Genomic DNA, 16,678 nt, shown 5'->3' on the forward strand with positions numbered 1-16,678 from the left:
TTCATGACCATTCTCAAGGCGCCAAACAAGGAGCAGGGTTTTCTGAACGGGCAGTTCCTGCTTGCCATGCCCGGAATGAGCGACGAGCGTTTTGCCCGGTCGGTGGTCTATATTTGTGCGCATTCCGATGAAGGCGCGATGGGCTTCATCATCAATCAGCTTCAGCCGGTCGAATTTCCAGACCTCCTGCGTCAGATCGGGGTCATCGATGAGGATGAACTGATTATTCTGCCGGATCGCGCGCAGCATATGATGGTACGCAATGGCGGGCCTGTGGACCGTACGCGTGGCTTCGTGTTGCATTCCGATGATTACATGGTTGATTCCACAATGCCGGTTTCGGAGGAAGTCTGCCTCACAGCAACGGTCGATATTCTGCGCGCCATTTACGGGGGCAGGGGGCCGTCACGCGCGCTGATGGCGCTAGGCTATTCCGGCTGGGCGCCGGGCCAGATCGAGGTGGAACTTGCCGAGAATGGCTGGCTAACCTGCGACGCGCCGCTCGACATGCTGTTCGACAGCGATATAGAGGGCAAATATTCGCGCCTGATGCTCCATATGGGCATCGATATGTCCCGGCTTGTTTCCGATGCAGGGCATGCTTGAGAGCAGGATTAAGGCAATAGGGCAGTAAGGCAATATGTTTAAATTGCGTACGGCCGAAACGGCCATATTTTCCTACTGCCCTAATCAGGCCGCTGCAGCGTTGAGCTGTTCACGGATCATGCGGGTTGCTTCGTCGCGGCTCGTCGGCTGGCCGAACATGAAGCTCTGCACATATTCGCAACCCATCTGACGAAGCTGAAGCGCATCGCTTTCGCTCTCCACACCTTCGGTCACGACAGCAAGACCAAGATCATGCGCCATGCTCACAATTGAACGCAGCAGGGTGGCTTTCTGCGGCTGGTCGCCCTTCACGAACGACCGGTCGATCTTGATGATGTCGAACGGGAAGCGCGTGAGATATGCCAGTGAGGAATAGCCGGTTCCGAAATCGTCAAGCGACAAGCCGATGCCCATCGCTTTAAGGCGGGCCAGAACGTGCGTGGACTGTTCCGGATTTTCCATGAGGACGGATTCAGTCAGTTCAAGCTTGAGGCTGCCCGGATTGAGATGAATGCGCGAAAGCACCGAGCGGACATCGTTGATGAGGTCCTGACGGATGAGCTGTGTAGATGACAGATTGACCGAAACGAAAAGGTCGAGCTTCGGGAATTGTTCCTGCCATGCGAACAGATCTTCTGCAGCCCGTTGCATCGCAAACAGGCCAAGCTGGATGATAAGGCCGGAATTCTCGGCAATCGGAATGAATTCCGAGGGCGAAATGGCGCCGCGCCGTGGGTGTTCCCAGCGCATGAGCGCTTCGAAACCGGCAATCGTGCCCTCGTCGAGCTTGACGATGGGCTGATAGACAAGGCTGATCTCGTCACGTTCCAGCGCGCGTCGCAGATCGGATTCAAGCTGGAGCTTGTCGCTGCCGATAGCCCTGAAGGCAGGACGGAATGGCTCGATGCGGTCACCGCCGAAGCGCTTTGCCTGATACATGGCAAGTTCGGCGTCTTTCACGAAGTCTTCGGCGGTTGTTGCTGTCTTCGTCCAGGTAATTAGGCCGACGGACGCTGTCAGAACAATTTCGCGCTTTGCATAGGCAATTGGTGCACGGACGGCCTGACGCAGAGCCTCGGCAAAGGAGGCGATGCGTCCCGGATCGCTTTCAGAGGCGAGCAGCAGCCCGAACTGGTCGGAAGACAGGCGCGAGAGTGTATCCTGCGGCTTCATGAGGCGCGCCAGACGGCGCGAAATCGTCAGGAGGATCGTATCGCCCGCTGACATACCAAGGCTGTCGTTGACCTGTTTGAAGCGGTCTATGTCGATGATGAATACCGTCGGATGCAGATTGCTTTCACCACGCGCCATGTTCATGACATTGCTGAGACGGTCGAGGAACAGTTCGCGGTTTGGAAGGCCGGTCAGATTGTCGTGCACCGCATCGTGCAACAGGCGTTCTTCGGCCTTTTTCTGTTCCGTTACATTGACCAGCGTGCCGACACAACGCACCACTTCGCCATCTGAACCAATGACGGGGCGTGCACGAAGCGCATACCAGTGATAGTGGCCATCATTGGCACGGAGCCGGAAAATCTGACCGATACGTCCACGCCGGTTTTCCAAAATGGCATCAAGCGTCGAGCGGAAGCGGTCGCGGTCATCGGCGTGCATGGCGGGAAGCCAGTTGCGCACCGGGCCTTGCAGGCTGTTGGCCGTATTGCCAAGATAATTGGCGATGTCGGGCGTCGTCACCACGCGGTCGCGCGGTACGTCCCAATCCCATACGATATCCCCCGCACCGATGACGGCGAGAGCCTGTCGCTCCATGTCGGACAGAAGGCCCTGTTGCAGCGCTCCGCCAGCGAAGGCATGCTGCATGACTGTAAAGCCGATCAGAAGAACGATCAGGACAAGACCACCACCAAGGGCAGGTTGCACGATATCATTATCGAGCCTGCCGGAAACCGTCATCCAGGCACCTAGAAGCCATATGAGGGTAAGAAGCCAGGCTGGTATCAGCATGACGGCGCGATCATACCCTTTGACCGCCAGATAGCCGATAATAGCGACACCGGACACAACGGTAAGTGCCAACGAAATACGCGCAATACCGGAAGCCACGGGCGGATCGAAGACGGCAACCCCTGCAAGTGCCAGCAGACCCAGAACCCATGTTACCGCGCCGTAGCTGAAATGATCGTGCCAGCGGTTGAGATTGAGATAGGTGAACAGGAAAATCACAAGCGAGGCGGCAAGTGCCACCTCGGTGCCCGCGCGCCAGATTTGCTCATTGCCCGGCGTTATCTCCATCAGCTTGTTCCAGAAGCCGAAATCGACGCAGATATAGGCCAGAACCGCCCATGCAAGCGCGGCGGTTGCAGGGAACAGCGAAGTGCCCTTGACGACGAAAAGGATGGTCAGAAACAGCGCCAGCAGGCCGGAAATGCCAAGCAGAATACCGCGATAAAGCGTGTAGGAATTGACCGCATCCTTGTAGGCTTCCGGCTCCCAGAGATAGAGCTGGGGCAGGTTGTGCGAAGACAGTTCGGCCACGAAGGTGACAACGCTGCCCGGATTGAGCGTAATGCGGAAAACGTCTGCATCGGCGCTTGGCTGGCGGTCGAGGGCAAAGCCCTCGCTTGGTGTGATCGATGCAATACGCGGGGAGCCAAGATCGGGCCAAATGACGCCGGAGCCGACAAGACGGAAATGCGGAGCCACAATCAGGCGGTCAATCTGCTCGTCGGTGGGGTTTGCAATCGAGAAAGCGGCCCAGTCGCCGGATGCCTTGCTGTTCTGATCGGCCTGCACTTCGATACGGCGCACAATGCCGTCAGGACCCGGTGCAGTCGATACCTGCACGCTCTCGCCCTTGTTGCGCAGAAGTTCGACAGCGCGAGACAGGTCGAGGGCAGTATCTTCCTTGGAAATCTTGATCGGTTCAATGGCCGATGCCTGGACGACCGAAACGGTCAGAAAAACCATGAGCGCGAGAAATCGCGCACCAGCAACAAACCACTTATCCGCAAAACCCGTCACGAGCGTCCAACCTTGCCATTGATCATGCGGCTATCCGTCATACGTTTGTCGCTTTCTATAAGGGCAAAAAGCAGGTGATCCTGCCAGAAGCCGTTTATCTTGAGATAGGAACGCAGCAGTCCTTCTCTCTCAAATCCGGCTTTTTCGAGAAGCCGTATCGAACGCTCGTTATGAGGGATACAGGCTGCTTCAATCCGGTGCAACCGGAGTTGGTCGAATGCGAAGGGGATAACCAGCGATAGGGCCTCGGTCATATAACCCTTGCCGGCGTAAGGTTCGCCGCTCCAGTAGCCGATCATGCCGTTCTGGCCGACGCCACGCCGGATATTGCCGAGCGTAATGCCGCCGACGAGCTTGTTGTCGCTATTGCGGAACACGAAAAATGGATAGCCGGTTCCAGCCGATATTTCATCTTGAAAACGCCGCATCCGATGGCGGAAGGCGCTCTTGGTGAGGTCGTCGTCGGGCCATGTTGGCTCCCACGGGGCAAGAAAGGCGCGGCTCTGTTCCCGCAGACTGGCCCAGCTCGCAAAATCGCTCATCATCGGCTCACGCAGATAAATGCGCTGGCCACGCAAGACGGTCGGATTGCTTCTACGGAAGGGCAGGCCGATCATGACGGGATAAGGCAATATGGCAGTAAGTCAGTAAGGCAATAGGGAAGGGTGGACGTATTCGCCGAGCTAAACATACTGCCCTACTCCCCTAATGCCCTATTGCCTCAATTATACAGCGATCTTCCTCGCATGCGCGCTGGTCGAAAGTGCATCCGATAGCCCGTCGAAGCTCATCAGTCGCCCAACCGGGCCGACACCGGCGATGGTGGGCTTGCTGTCGAGGAACAGGCGTCCTGCCAGATCGGTCAACCGTTCTGGCGTAATCAGCGAAAGACGATCCATCAGCTCGCTGTTCTCGACAGGGCGACCATAGAGCAGGAACTGGCGCGCGACCTGTCCTGCACGGCTTGCAGCGCTCTCCTGTGACATGAGAAGGCTTGCACGATACTGTGCGCGGGCGCGGTCCACTTCTTCGAGGCTGATGGAGTCAGCTGCCTTATGCAGTTCATCGATGAGGACGGGAACCAGTTCGACCAGCTCATCGCGACCCGTTGCAGCGTGGATGCCGAACAAACCGGTATCCGAGAAGCCCCAATGGAAGGCATAGACCGAATAGCAGAGGCCGCGTTTCTCGCGCACTTCCTGGAAGAGGCGTGAGGACATGCCGCCGCCGAGGACCATGGAGAGAAGCTGCGAGGCATAGAAATCGCGCACATGGTAGGCACGGCCTTCGAAGCCGATCAGAACCTGTGCATCCATGAGTTCGCGATTTTCACGGAAATCGCCGCCGACATAGTGGGCAAGGTCGAGCGTAGGCGCTGTATTGTGGGCGCGGAAGCCGCCGAGGCGTTTTTCGACTTCCTTCACGAAGGCGTCGTGATCGACGCCTCCTGCAGCCGTCACGACCATGCGGTCGGCGCTATACTGCTCGTCCATATACTGGCGCAGATCGGCGGAGGTGAAAGACATCACCGTCTCAGGTTCGCCGAGAATGGCGCGCCCGATCGGCTGATGGCGGTAAGCTGTTTCGGTGAAACGGTCGAAAACAATATCGTCGGGCGTGTCGTGCGCCGCGCCGATCTCCTGCATGATGACCTGTTTTTCGCGTTCCAGTTCAGCTTCGTCGAACTTGGAGGCAGTCAGGATATCGGAGAGGATATCGATGGCGAGCGGCACGTCATTGCGCAGAACGCGCGCATAATAGGACGTGGTCTCGACGCTGGTGGCGGCATTGATTTCGCCGCCAACATTTTCGATATCCGATGCTATTTGCCAGGCAGTGCGGTTTTCAGTTCCCTTGAATGCCATGTGCTCAAGAAGATGAGCAATGCCATGCCTGTCGGCAGCTTCGTTTCGCGCACCGGCCTTGACCCAAATTCCAAGCGCCACGCTTTCCACGTGGGACATCGTATCGGTGGCTATCGTCAATCCATTGGAAAGACGCGTTACTTCAACACCCATAAGCAAACTGCTCCCTGCATTCCCGCTCTGGTTCTCGTCTCGGAGCCGGTCTTTTTAAGCTCTCGAATGGCGGCGAACGTATTCTTCCACGATTTTCAGGTCGTTGTGAAGAACTGTGAAGCTTTCTTTTCGTTCCATCAAGTCTGAAAGCCATGCCGGAAGCTGCGGTTCGACACCGCTTGCAGCCTTTACAGCATCAGGGAATTTGGCCGGATGTGCGGTTGCTAGAACAACCATCGGCGCTGCATTGGACACATTTTCGCGAGCGACCTTCAGGCCAATTGCCGAATGCGGATCAAGCAAATAGCCGTCCGCCTCAAGCACGGATTTGATCGTTTCCGCGGTCTCATCGACCGTCGAGCGGCCCGCAGAAAATTCGCTGCGGATCGCCGAGAGCGGCTTTTCGGAGATCGAGAAGCCGCCCGACTGTTTCAGGCTGTCCATCAGGCCGCGCAATGCTGCCGCATCGCGTCCATGTGCTTCGAACAGGAGACGTTCGAAGTTCGAGGATATCTGGATATCCATCGACGGCGATGTCGTCTGTGCAACGCCGCGCATTTCATACGCGCCGGTTTCCAGCGTGCGTGAGAGAATGTCGTTATCGTTGGTGGCGATAATCAGCTGGTCGATGGGGAGACCCATGCGCTTGGCGACGTAGCCCGCGAAAATATCGCCGAAATTGCCCGTTGGTACGGTGAAAGATACCGCGCGATCCGGCGCGCCGAGGCTCAGCGCCGCCGTAAAGTAATAGACGACCTGCGGCATGATGCGCGCCCAGTTGATCGAGTTTACACCCGAAAGCGACAGCGCATCGCGAAACTGTAGGTCGTTGAACATGCCTTTCACAAGGTTCTGGCAGTCGTCGAAATTGCCTTCGATGGAAAGGGCATGAACGTTGGAGAAGCCGGACGATGTCATCTGACGCTGCTGCACCGGCGATACGCGACCGTTCGGGAACAGGATAAAGATGTCGGTATTGTCGCGACCGCCGAAGGCTTCAATGGCTGCACCACCCGTGTCGCCCGATGTGGCGCCGACGATAGTTGCGCGTTCGCCGCGTTGTGCCAGCACATAGTCCATCATGCGAGCGAGAAGCTGCATGGCGACGTCCTTGAAGGCAAGCGTCGGGCCGTGGAAAAGCTCAAGCACGAATTCATTAGCGCCGGTTTGAACCAGTGGGCAGACCGCATCGTGACGGAAAGTACCGTAAGCTTCATGCACCATACGGCGGAAATCCGAATGCGGAATTTCGCCATCGACAAATGGAGTGAGCACGGCCAGCGCGATATCCACATAGGATTTTCCGCGCAGGTCGCGGATCTGTTCTGGTGAAAACTGAGGATAATCCTGTGGCAGATAGAGACCGCCATCCCGGGCTAGACCGGCGAGCAATGCATCGCTGAACCCCAGGACCGGCGCTTCCCCACGCGTGCTTACATATTTCATTTCTTGGGCCTTCATTTCAGATCGGCGCGGTTTTGAGCCGGGTAATGCAATAGAGCCTCCCTAAAAAAGCCGCAAGGTTTTAAAGCATGTTGACGTGTATGGGGTTGCTCTCTGGAGCAAAAAACGGGAAAACGTCATCGCGCTACACACATGCGTGATGTAGAAGACAGGTCGATCAGTGCAGGGAAGCCCGGTTTATGCAAACAGCACCACAGAATCGTTCATCGTTGTTTCCAGTCTTTGCAACGGTTTTGCTCGCAGCCCTCGCAGGCTGCACAACCAGTGGCACCGACAAGGCTGCCGACGGAGGCTCAGGTTCTTCCTTGACCACTCCCGCCGCTACCGGCGACCAGCGCATCAAGGAATCCGAGCTGCGCGCTTTCTGCCCTTCGGTTTCGCTGCGTGACGGCACAGCCTTCTTCAATACGTATGAGAAGGGCGGTGACAAGGATCCCGCGCGTGTGATCTATCAAGCCGCCCTGACAGATACGACCCGCGCCTGTCAGCATGGCGCAGGGACCATGACGATTGACGTCGCTGCTGCCGGCAAGGTCGTACCTGGACCAAAATACAAGAGCGGCACCATCACCATGCCAATCCGTGTTGCCGTCCGCCAGGGCGATCAGGTTATCTATTCCAAGCTGCACAAGCAGGCGGTTACGATAGCCAATGGAGATACCGCTACACAGTTCGTCTTCAATGACAAGACGATCACCGTGCCGATGGCGGACAAGAACAATATCCAGATTTTCGTAGGGTTCGATGAAGGTCCTTACAACACGAAATAATGAATTGCCGTCAGGCGCATGATCATGAAATCGTTCTTTTAGTTATAATGCGCGGAAAGATATTTCCGCGCATTATTTAATTTTGGTTTTTCCATTTAATAGTATTCGGCTTGAAGTTTTGCTCAGTGGGCCGACAAAAACTTACAGAGTGCATGCTTGGCACGTTGAATGCCATGGTCATTAGAGACTGTTAGAAACGCAACCTTTTACGATATCAATATAACAGGTATGATTTTCTTGATCCTGGCTTCGAATAATTTTGCGGTTAAGTATCGATGAACAAGGGTGCTGCATTTTCAAAAACGTTTCGTGGCAGTGCACGAAGCTCGGACGCCTCATATGGAAGATGTTTAAAGTAAGTGGTCGTCAATTGGGCAACGGTTTCTGCCTGCGCACGATCACGTTGACGCTTAACTGGTTCACGATCTCCCCTTTGGGAGATCCAGAATTTATGAGCGGCAAAAATACGTGGGTCCGGAGCGACTATACGCAAAGGCTCGCCCTTTTCATCAATCGCAATTGCCTCGAAGGGTGGCGAATTTTCGAGCCAATCAAGCCCTTCGATCGCAGCAGCAACAAGTTCATCTTCACCGTTACCAATGCTTTCACGGCTTTCCCTCCAAATGGGTTTGGCTAGAGGTTTGATTAAGTCAACCAAATATCCCTCTCGGTTTGCGGCGCGATAGCTGGAACGTGTACGTTCAAAAGATTTATCGACTTTCTTCAGGAGGCCGAGGAGTGAGTTATTCTTTATGTCGTCATCTACGACCATTTTGAGAGAACGACGCGCATCCATGAGCAGATCGATATCGTCAGTGGCAGTGATGCCTGGATCCACAAACACACCGGCGATTGCTTCGTAAGCAAATATCGCATTAGTACCAACGATCCGAATCCCGGCACCAAGCAAACCAGCATTGTCGACGGCTCGAATAATCCGAGCCGTAAGATGAGGTACGCGGCCAAGCCGTAGTGCGCGATTAACAGCTGTCTGGCGTTCCATTTGAGATTTGCGCGCGCTCAAGACCTCTTGCGCGGCTTGACGAGCTGCATCCCATTTGACTTTTATCGCCTCAGTTTCTGGTGAGCGGCGACCTTCCACCTTTTGACGTCTGACTCCGGCAGAATTATAATAGCTGCGCATCAAATGTTCGGTTCCGCCAACACTATGCCAAACTAATGAACCACGGAAGCTTTTGACCGTTGCAGATGCTTGCTGAAAGGCTTCATAGCGTTGATCGGAGTTAACCTTTTCACGCCTCTGATCATTATTTAGTTCTATAAAATCAATCATATCAACATAACCGACATAATTTACAACAAACTGTTGCAGACGCAGACTATGCAAATTTAATCAACGTTGCAACAGTTTCGATTGATAATATTATTATGTGTTGATCATATTGAAATTAATGTTCTTTTTTAGATTAAACGACTATCTGCCGTCAGATGAACGAGTGGTTCAGCCGCAAGCACGAAGATGTATGGCGCCGGTAGCGATCCGTTTGCGGAAAACAAGACAGAAGTGCAGCAAAACCGTCGCTGAAAAGTTTGATTGCGCCAATGCTTGTGAATAAATGCAGATCGATAAAATTCGAATTAAATGCGACTGCCTGCGTGAAATGAATGGCAACAGATTTGCGCTAGTGTGGTCTCATGAAACAGAAATATGAACGCATTCTTGAACCGACGGACACCTGGGCGATCTTCGATACGTCCACTGGCGAGCCCGTCATCATGGGAACCCGTATGCTGATCGGCCTCTCTGAGAGCGAAGCCGAAGAGCTTCTGGCCATTCTCAATGCTCCGCCCAAGGGGCGCAACAAGCAATCCGCCGCCTGACAAAAGCCAGGCGTCGGATTATCTCGTTCAGGCATCAGTCCAGATGGACAGGGCTTCGATAACGCTCGGCAAATCTTTGTGGCGATGGATGACGGTTTCCGCACCGGCATCGGTCAGCTTGTCGGCATGGCCGGGATAGGTGTGAGCACCGCCCGTAAAGCCGATCACACGCATTCCAGCGGCGCGAGCGCCCTGAATGCCATGCGCGGAATCTTCAATCACGATGACATCTTTCGGATCGACGCCGAATTGCTTGGCTGCATAAAGGAACACGTCTGGAGCAGGCTTGGTCTTTTTGGTGCCGACTTCCTTCGCTGAGAAGATATTGGGCGCGAACAATTCATAAAGACCGACACGCTTCAGCATGCTTTCCAATCGATGGCTGGTCGAATTGGAACAGATGCACTTCGGCAGCTTCAGCGCCGATACAACTTCCACGATGTCCTCAACCGCCTGAACTTCGTTCTTGAGCTTCTCGTCCAGAATCTTTTCGGATTTGTCGAGAAGCGATGCCGAAAGCGGAATCCCTGCTTCGCGCTCCACGGTGAGGAGAATATCCTGCCACGTCAGACCGGCAAAACGTTCAGCCATTTCATCTGCGGCGATCTGATAACCGGCTTCGGTTAGAAGCGTGGATTCGACTTCCGCTGCGATAATTTCGGAATCCACCAAAACGCCATCGCAATCGAAAATAATGAGGGACGGTGCCGCCATGATCATAGCCTTTTATTGGGAGGAGTGGGCACCGGCAGCAGCCGGAAACACCGCGATTGAGCTACACCTTTATGGCGAAGTCGTCAAATCGCGGCTGGTTCGGGTTCAGACCTCACCGGAAACTTCACGCCGCCGTCGGTCCAGCTCCTCGCTGTAGCGACGCAGGGTGTGCGCTTCACTGAGAAGACCGAGCACCTTACGCTCCTGTGCGTTGTTTACCACGGCCAGAGCTTCGCTTTCTGCCCGGTCGAAACGGGCGACGGCTTCCTTGGCGTTCATCTGGGGCAGCAGGAACTCGTCCTGATATTTGAGAAGCTCGCTGATGCTGTGTTCGCCGTCGGATGTGTCGAAGCTGTCGGCATAGACCTCTGGAACCGGGATCATGCCGACATAGCGTCCATCGGCATCGACCGCGATGACGCGCTGGGTCGAGCCAAGAGGGAAATCGTGCCGGAAGGTTTCTATATCGGTATCGATCAGCACGGTTCGCACATCGTGACGCATCATCCGGTTTACGGTCAGATTGCGTATCCAGCCAATGTCGTGCGCGGACCGGATAGCCTCGCCGCGCAGGTGAAAGCGCCACGTTGCGAAGGAGTAACCGAAGGTCTTCCGCACCATCAGCGAGGACGAGACGACGGCTCCAAGAACGAGCATCGCGATAGGAAAGTCACCGGTCATTTCCAGCGCAAGAAAGGTCATGGTCATCGGGCCGCCGACAACCGCCACGGCAAGAGAGCTCATGCCGATAACGGCATAGACCTCAGGTGCAAGTGCCAGGCCGGCAGGCAGCACCGCTCCGGCCACGGCGGCAAACAGCTTGCCCGTCAGCGCGCCGAGAAATAGCGATGCGAAGAACAGACCGCCGCGAAAACCTGCGCCAATGGAGACGGCAGAGGCAAGCGACTTGCTGAGGATCAGGAGCAGGAGCGCCGGAATAGTGATATTTGCATTGAGATCGAGATGCAGCGCCCCATGTCCTGAGGCCAGAACCTGAGGCGAAATGAAAGCGATCATGCCGACGACGGCCCCACCGATTGCTGGCGCCATAACATTCGGCACCACGCTGCGTCGAGCGACCTTCTCAACAAAGGTAACCCCGCGCATGATGAGGATGGCAATACCTGCCGAAAAGAAGCCGAGAACGAGCGCTGGCACGTAGTCGCGCGGGGTGATGTCGTTGATCTGACCGATATCGATGACAAAGGGCGCTCCGCCAATTGCCTGCGTCACCAGCGCACCGACGATCGCCGCCACGACGACAGGCGCCAGCGTGGCAATCGAATAGACGCCGATGATGAGTTCGAATGCATAGAATGCCCCAGTCAGCGGAGCATTGAAGGCGCTGGCAATAGCTGCCGCAGCGCCGCAGCCGACCAGTGTTCGCAAATCTGCACGACGAAGCTTGAGTGCCCGACCGATACGGGATGCGAAACCGCTCGCAAGCTGCGTATAAGCGGCTTCAAGCCCGACCGATGCGCCGAAACCGTTCGAAATCAGGTTCTGTCCGACGAGGATGAAGCTGTCCGTCAGCGACAGGCGTCCGCCATGAAGTGCATTTGCTTCGATAGGGTCGACGATGGGCCGCTTGCGCCAGCGCGCGAGAACCCAGATCACGATCCCCATCAAGATGCCGCCCGCGAGCGGCGCGATATAAGCGCTGGGTTGCAATGATGCCGCCGAGCTCAGTTTTTCGCCGGGTTCAAGAGCGAAGATTGCCTGATGCATCCATTGGGAAATGCTGCCAATCGCGGCAACCATCAGCCCTGAAATGATGCCGATGACAGTGCCGGCGATAACGAGGCCTATTTCGCTGCCGCGAACCAGTGCACGCATGCGAAAGGGTACAAAGAGAACCCGCAAATACCGGTTATGCCGCAGTTCAGCGATATTCATCATAAAATACACCGGACAAGCGGGGCGGCGCGCATGTCCGCCACGCAAATTCAGAAGTTGACTGCCGATTATAGGCAAAAAGGGATAACCAAGCCTTATCAAGGGCAAGAAGTTAAAGTTACAATTGCATAGCGATCGCGGCGTTAAGATGACAGGTGGCAAAATGTCGAGGGTCAATTGACCATGAAAAGCCCGGAACTGCGGACTTTCCACCTCGTTTAAGAAAAGATTTACGATTTCAATCACTTGGCGTTAACTGCATATTTACCCTACCCGGTAACCATAAGGACAAGTTTTTTGCGTCCACAGGTAATCGAGTATCCCATGTCTCTTGTACGTCTTGCACATGAGTTGCCCATTGAGGCTCCGCGTACCGCCTGGCTTGACTCCATCATCAAAGGTGATTGCGTCGCGGCTCTGGAACGCCTGCCGGATCATTCCGTGGACGTCATTTTTGCCGATCCTCCCTATAATCTCCAGCTTGGCGGCGATTTGCATCGCCCTGACCAGTCGATGGTCAGCGCAGTTGACGATCACTGGGATCAGTTCGAGAGCTTTCAGGCCTATGATGCCTTCACGCGTGCATGGCTTATGGCCTGCCGTCGTGTCCTGAAGCCGAATGGCACCATCTGGGTCATCGGCTCCTACCACAATATTTTCCGGGTCGGTTCGCAATTGCAGGATCTCGGCTTCTGGCTCCTGAATGATGTCATCTGGCGCAAGACGAACCCGATGCCGAATTTCCGCGGTCGTCGTTTCCAGAATGCTCATGAAACGCTGATCTGGGCTTCGCGTGATCAGAAGGGCAAAGGCTATACCTTCAATTATGAAGCGATGAAGGCCGCCAATGACGACGTACAGATGCGCTCGGACTGGCTGTTCCCTATCTGCACGGGTTCTGAACGCCTGAAAGACGAAAATGGCGACAAGGTTCATCCAACCCAGAAGCCGGAAGCATTACTTGCTCGCATCATGATGGCCTCCAGCAAGCCGGGTGACGTCATTCTTGATCCGTTCTTCGGTTCTGGAACGACGGGTGCGGTTGCCAAGCGCCTCGGACGCCACTTCGTCGGTATCGAGCGCGAACAGAGCTATATCGATGCAGCGACGGCCCGTATCGACGCTGTTGAACCGCTCGGCAAAGCCGAACTGACGGTGATGACGGGCAAACGGGCCGAACCGCGTGTCGCGTTCACCAGCGTCCTCGAAGCGGGGCTTCTTCGTCCCGGCACGGTGCTTTGTGATGAACGTCGCCGTTTTGCTGCCATTGTTCGCGCGGATGGTACGCTGGCTGCCAACGGTGAAGCGGGTTCGATCCATCGTATCGGTGCAAAGGTTCAGGGCTTTGATGCCTGCAATGGATGGACTTTCTGGCACTACGAGGAAAACGGCGCGTTGAAGCCAATTGATGCCTTGCGCAAGGTCATTCGCGACCAGATGGCAGTTGCAGGCGCTTAAAGCGCATCCTGAAAAGTGCGAAGCGGTTTTCGGATAAGATGCGCAAACGATTAGTTATCGGACGGCCTCCAGCATAGTCTGATAGTGAGGCGCTCGAAGCATTGGCTTCGGGCGCCTTCGCTATTTTAGATCTGGAGCATTTCCTGTTTTGATTGAATTATTGGAAGTGTTCTATTCGTTTGTTTTTACACGTGTCTTTATCCCGAAACCGGTCCCATTTTCGGGAGACAGGCTCTAGAAGGTGAGGCTCAGGGCTTTCAAATCGGAGCTCAGCTTGTCCGCATCTGTAAAATGCACGGCCTGCCAGCCAGCCTGTCTGGCGCCATCCACATTGTGCATCGTGTCATCGATGAAAAGCGTTGCCGCGGGATCAAGGTCGAACGATGCAACATGATGATCGTAGATTTCGCGGTCGGGTTTCAGCATATGGATGTCGCCCGATACGGTGACGCCCCGACTTTCGGTTAGAAAGGGAAAGCGAACCTGTGCTTCGCGGAAAGCGTCTGAAGCGAAATTCGTCAGCATGGTGACGTCATTGCCATGGCCTATCAGGCCGCGCAGAATTTCGACGCTGTCCTCGTACGCATGGGGAACCATGCGGTTCCAGTTTTGCCGGAACGCACGAATATGATCGCGTTTCTCGGGATATGTATCGATCAGGAGTGCTTCTGCTTCCTGCCAGCTTCTGCCGCGATCCTGCTCGATATTCCATGCGCTGGTGCAGATGTTTTCCAGAAACCACCGCCGTTCCGAAGCATCGGGAATGACGTCGAGATAAGCAAGTTCAGGATCATAGTGGATCAGAACTCGGCCAATATCGAAGACTACATGCTTGACGGGACTGCTCAATGGTTTCTCCTCCCTCGTTTGAATGCTTCTGGTATGGCGGCGATGATCGCCTTTTTCATGACGGTGGGCAGCGCCTCATCGGAAAGCTCGTCTGGCCGTGACCACCATCCATCTGTAGACGCACTCTTGCTGACATTCTCGGAGCGATAGACCGACAATCTCAGTTCGAAATGTGTAAAAACATGCGTGATTGAACCGGAAACGTTCCATTGTGCCGGGAATGGTGCTGCAGCGATTGTTGCATCTCCGTCGATACGCGCCGTCCAGTGGCTGCCCGGAACTTCGGTCATTCCGGCAAGCAGGCCTTCACCTTTCCGCTTGCGCAGGAGAATTGAACCATCCCCCGCAATGGCGATGAATGCCGCCCCGGTGCGAATTGGCTTTTCTGCCTTGGGGGCCTTAACCGGAAACTCCTCCGGATCGCGTGATTTGAGAGCCAAGCAATCATCGTTGAGCGGGCAGATTGCACAGGCTGGCCGTCGTGGCGTGCATATGGTTGCGCCCAGATCCATCATGGCCTGAGCAAAGTCTCCCGGTCTGTCGATGGGCGTCATTTGACCCATGAGTGCGCGGATTTCAGCTTTTGCAGCGGGCAGGGGCGTGTCGATTGTGTAGAGCCGCGAAATTACACGCTCCACATTGCCGTCGACGACGGCAGCCGCCTCGCCAAACGCGATTGCGGCGATCGCCGCCGAAGTGTAATCGCCGATGCCCGGCAGTTCCTTCAGTGCAATGGCATTGTCTGGAAACTTGCCATCGTGCTGTAGGGCCACGGCGTTGGCACATTTTTTCAAGTTACGTGCACGCGAATAATAACCGAGCCCGGCCCATGCACGCAGGATATCGTCCTCACTCGCCTTTGCCATGGCTTGAACGGTGGGCCAGCGTTCTACGAATTTCACGAAGTAGGACTTGACCGCCTCCACCGTCGTCTGCTGAAGCATAATCTCGGAGAGCCAGACGCGATAGGGATCGGGTTTGACGCCGGAGGCCTGTTCGGACGGGCTCACGCGCCACGGCAGAACGCGATGGTGCCGGTCATACCAGCGCAGGAGCTTTGTGGATTGATTGGAATTGGTAGAATTCAGCATGAGAAGGACATCGGTTAACAGTTGGGCAGCATTCTGATTAATGCCTTATTTTTAGAATTGATAGAAACAACGCTGTGCATAATAGATCCTAGCGCATAGAAGTCTCACCGTGGGCCTTCTGATGTGCTCGGTTGGAAAGAGAATAAGTGGACCATTCTGTACCTGTCTATGTCATCAATCTTGCGCGGTCACGGGATCGCTGGGACAGGCTGAAGTCCAATGCGGATGCGCTTTCGATCGATCTGAGGCGCGTGGAAGCTGTTGAGGGAAAACTTCTGTCCCCGGAAGAACTGACGGATTTCGATGATGCAGGCTTTCGTCGTTGGCATGGTAAAACTGTACTGCCCGCAGAAATTGGTTGTTATTTCAGCCATATCCAAGTGCTGGAGATAATTGCCGCAGCACCTGAATCTTTTGCGGTCATTGTGGAAGATGACGTAATTTTCACTCCTGCTTTTCAACCGTTCCTGACGTATTTGACAAAGGTGACGGGTTGGGATGCGGTTAAGCTCGTGAATCACAGGACGGCTGCCTTCCGCCCATTTCAAAAAGCCGGTGATCAGTTCTCCATAGGTCGCTGTCTGCATGGTCCGCTGGGCAGTTCAGCAGCATATGTCGTAACCAGGGAAGGTGCGTCGAAAATGCTGAAAGCGCTCCGGCCCATGCGACTGCCTTATGATGTTGCATTGGAACGCGGGTGGGCTGGTGCGTATCAGGTTTTTACGACCGACAAGCCGGTCGTTGAGTTTTCGGATATTGCGATTTCTACGATCGCTCAGGGGCGTTCTGCCTACGCCAAGAAGCGTTTACCCGTATACAAAAGGATAACTACCCTTCTGTTTCGAGCAACTGACTATGTCCGACGAATCGCCTACGCTCTTGATAAGAAGGGCTTAAGAGAGGGCAGAGATTGAGTTATTTTAAAAAGTCTTTTCTCCTGCGGCGCCGGATAGATTCCTGGGTGCTCGGGATAGCGTCGGCCGCGATG

At 55.0% G+C, this 16,678-nt stretch carries 14 protein-coding genes; 5 read left to right on the top strand and 9 right to left on the bottom strand.

Going from position 1 to position 16,678, the window contains the following annotated elements; translation table 11 throughout:
• Window positions 1-3 precede the first annotated feature (3 nt).
• Window positions 4-606 carry a YqgE/AlgH family protein gene (locus CES86_RS15835; protein WP_029925498.1) on the top strand — a complete coding sequence of 201 codons (603 nt, stop codon included), beginning with the start codon at window positions 4-6 and terminating at the stop codon, window positions 604-606.
• Window positions 607-690: 84 nt separating this feature from the next.
• Here the strand turns inward: CES86_RS15835 and pdeA are convergent, their stop codons facing one another.
• The 4 genes from pdeA to thrC all read right to left on the bottom strand — a co-directional run bounded on the left by pdeA (window position 691) and on the right by thrC (window position 7,052).
• On the bottom strand, window positions 691-3,534 hold the full coding sequence (gene pdeA, locus CES86_RS15840; protein WP_049768413.1) for a phosphodiesterase PdeA: 2,844 nt from the start codon (window positions 3,532-3,534) through the stop codon (window positions 691-693).
• A gap of 50 nt (window positions 3,535-3,584) precedes the next feature.
• Window positions 3,585-4,205, bottom strand: a complete 621-nt coding sequence (locus CES86_RS15845) for a GNAT family N-acetyltransferase (protein ID WP_012090858.1) — start codon at window positions 4,203-4,205, stop codon at window positions 3,585-3,587.
• Window positions 4,206-4,313: 108 nt separating this feature from the next.
• Window positions 4,314-5,606 carry a M16 family metallopeptidase gene (locus tag CES86_RS15850; RefSeq protein WP_012090859.1) on the bottom strand — a complete coding sequence of 431 codons (1,293 nt, stop codon included), beginning with the start codon at window positions 5,604-5,606 and terminating at the stop codon, window positions 4,314-4,316.
• A gap of 54 nt (window positions 5,607-5,660) precedes the next feature.
• A complete protein-coding gene (gene thrC, locus CES86_RS15855; RefSeq protein ID WP_029925493.1) occupies window positions 5,661-7,052 on the bottom strand; it encodes a threonine synthase in 1,392 nt (463 codons plus the stop codon).
• Window positions 7,053-7,249: 197 nt separating this feature from the next.
• On the opposite strand from thrC, the gene CES86_RS15860 reads away from it, so the two are divergent.
• The gene (locus CES86_RS15860; protein WP_012090861.1) at window positions 7,250-7,840 is read left to right on the top strand and encodes a hypothetical protein; all 591 of its coding nucleotides are present in this window, start codon (window positions 7,250-7,252) and stop codon (window positions 7,838-7,840) included.
• 265 nt (window positions 7,841-8,105) lie between these two features.
• Here the strand turns inward: CES86_RS15860 and CES86_RS15865 are convergent, their stop codons facing one another.
• Window positions 8,106-9,188: a nucleotidyltransferase family protein gene (locus tag CES86_RS15865; protein ID WP_235819926.1), complete on the bottom strand. Its 1,083-nt coding sequence runs from the start codon at window positions 9,186-9,188 to the stop codon at window positions 8,106-8,108.
• Between the two features lie 308 nt (window positions 9,189-9,496).
• On the opposite strand from CES86_RS15865, the gene CES86_RS15870 reads away from it, so the two are divergent.
• Entirely contained in the window at window positions 9,497-9,682 is a 186-nt protein-coding gene (locus CES86_RS15870) for a hypothetical protein (RefSeq protein ID WP_012090863.1), read from the top strand.
• Between the two features lie 27 nt (window positions 9,683-9,709).
• Here CES86_RS15870 and CES86_RS27920 read toward each other — a convergent pair whose 3' ends face one another.
• Both CES86_RS27920 and CES86_RS15880 read right to left on the bottom strand, forming a co-directional pair.
• Entirely contained in the window at window positions 9,710-10,396 is a 687-nt protein-coding gene (locus CES86_RS27920; protein WP_040130235.1) for an HAD family hydrolase, read from the bottom strand.
• A 105-nt stretch (window positions 10,397-10,501) separates the two neighbouring features.
• Window positions 10,502-12,292: a chloride channel protein gene (locus CES86_RS15880; RefSeq protein WP_040130233.1), complete on the bottom strand. Its 1,791-nt coding sequence runs from the start codon at window positions 12,290-12,292 to the stop codon at window positions 10,502-10,504.
• Window positions 12,293-12,616: 324 nt separating this feature from the next.
• On the opposite strand from CES86_RS15880, the gene CES86_RS15885 reads away from it, so the two are divergent.
• Complete coding sequence (locus tag CES86_RS15885; RefSeq protein WP_012090866.1) at window positions 12,617-13,750, top strand: site-specific DNA-methyltransferase; 1,134 nt, start codon at window positions 12,617-12,619, stop codon at window positions 13,748-13,750.
• 234 nt (window positions 13,751-13,984) lie between these two features.
• On the opposite strand, the gene CES86_RS15890 is transcribed toward CES86_RS15885, so the two are convergent.
• Together CES86_RS15890 and mutY are read right to left on the bottom strand one after the other, a co-directional pair.
• Window positions 13,985-14,599, bottom strand: a complete 615-nt coding sequence (locus CES86_RS15890; protein ID WP_094514875.1) for an HAD family hydrolase — start codon at window positions 14,597-14,599, stop codon at window positions 13,985-13,987.
• A complete protein-coding gene (mutY, locus tag CES86_RS15895) occupies window positions 14,596-15,690 on the bottom strand; it encodes an A/G-specific adenine glycosylase (RefSeq protein ID WP_094514877.1) in 1,095 nt (364 codons plus the stop codon). The genes CES86_RS15890 and mutY overlap by 4 nt, the downstream gene beginning before the upstream one ends.
• A gap of 146 nt (window positions 15,691-15,836) precedes the next feature.
• Here mutY and CES86_RS15900 point away from each other — a divergent pair, with 146 nt between their 5' ends.
• Window positions 15,837-16,604 carry a glycosyltransferase family 25 protein gene (locus CES86_RS15900; protein ID WP_012090869.1) on the top strand — a complete coding sequence of 256 codons (768 nt, stop codon included), beginning with the start codon at window positions 15,837-15,839 and terminating at the stop codon, window positions 16,602-16,604.
• Window positions 16,605-16,678 lie beyond the last annotated feature (74 nt).

Origin of the sequence: Brucella lupini (assembly GCF_002252535.1) — a bacterium.
Lineage (GTDB): Bacteria > Pseudomonadota > Alphaproteobacteria > Rhizobiales > Rhizobiaceae > Brucella > Brucella anthropi.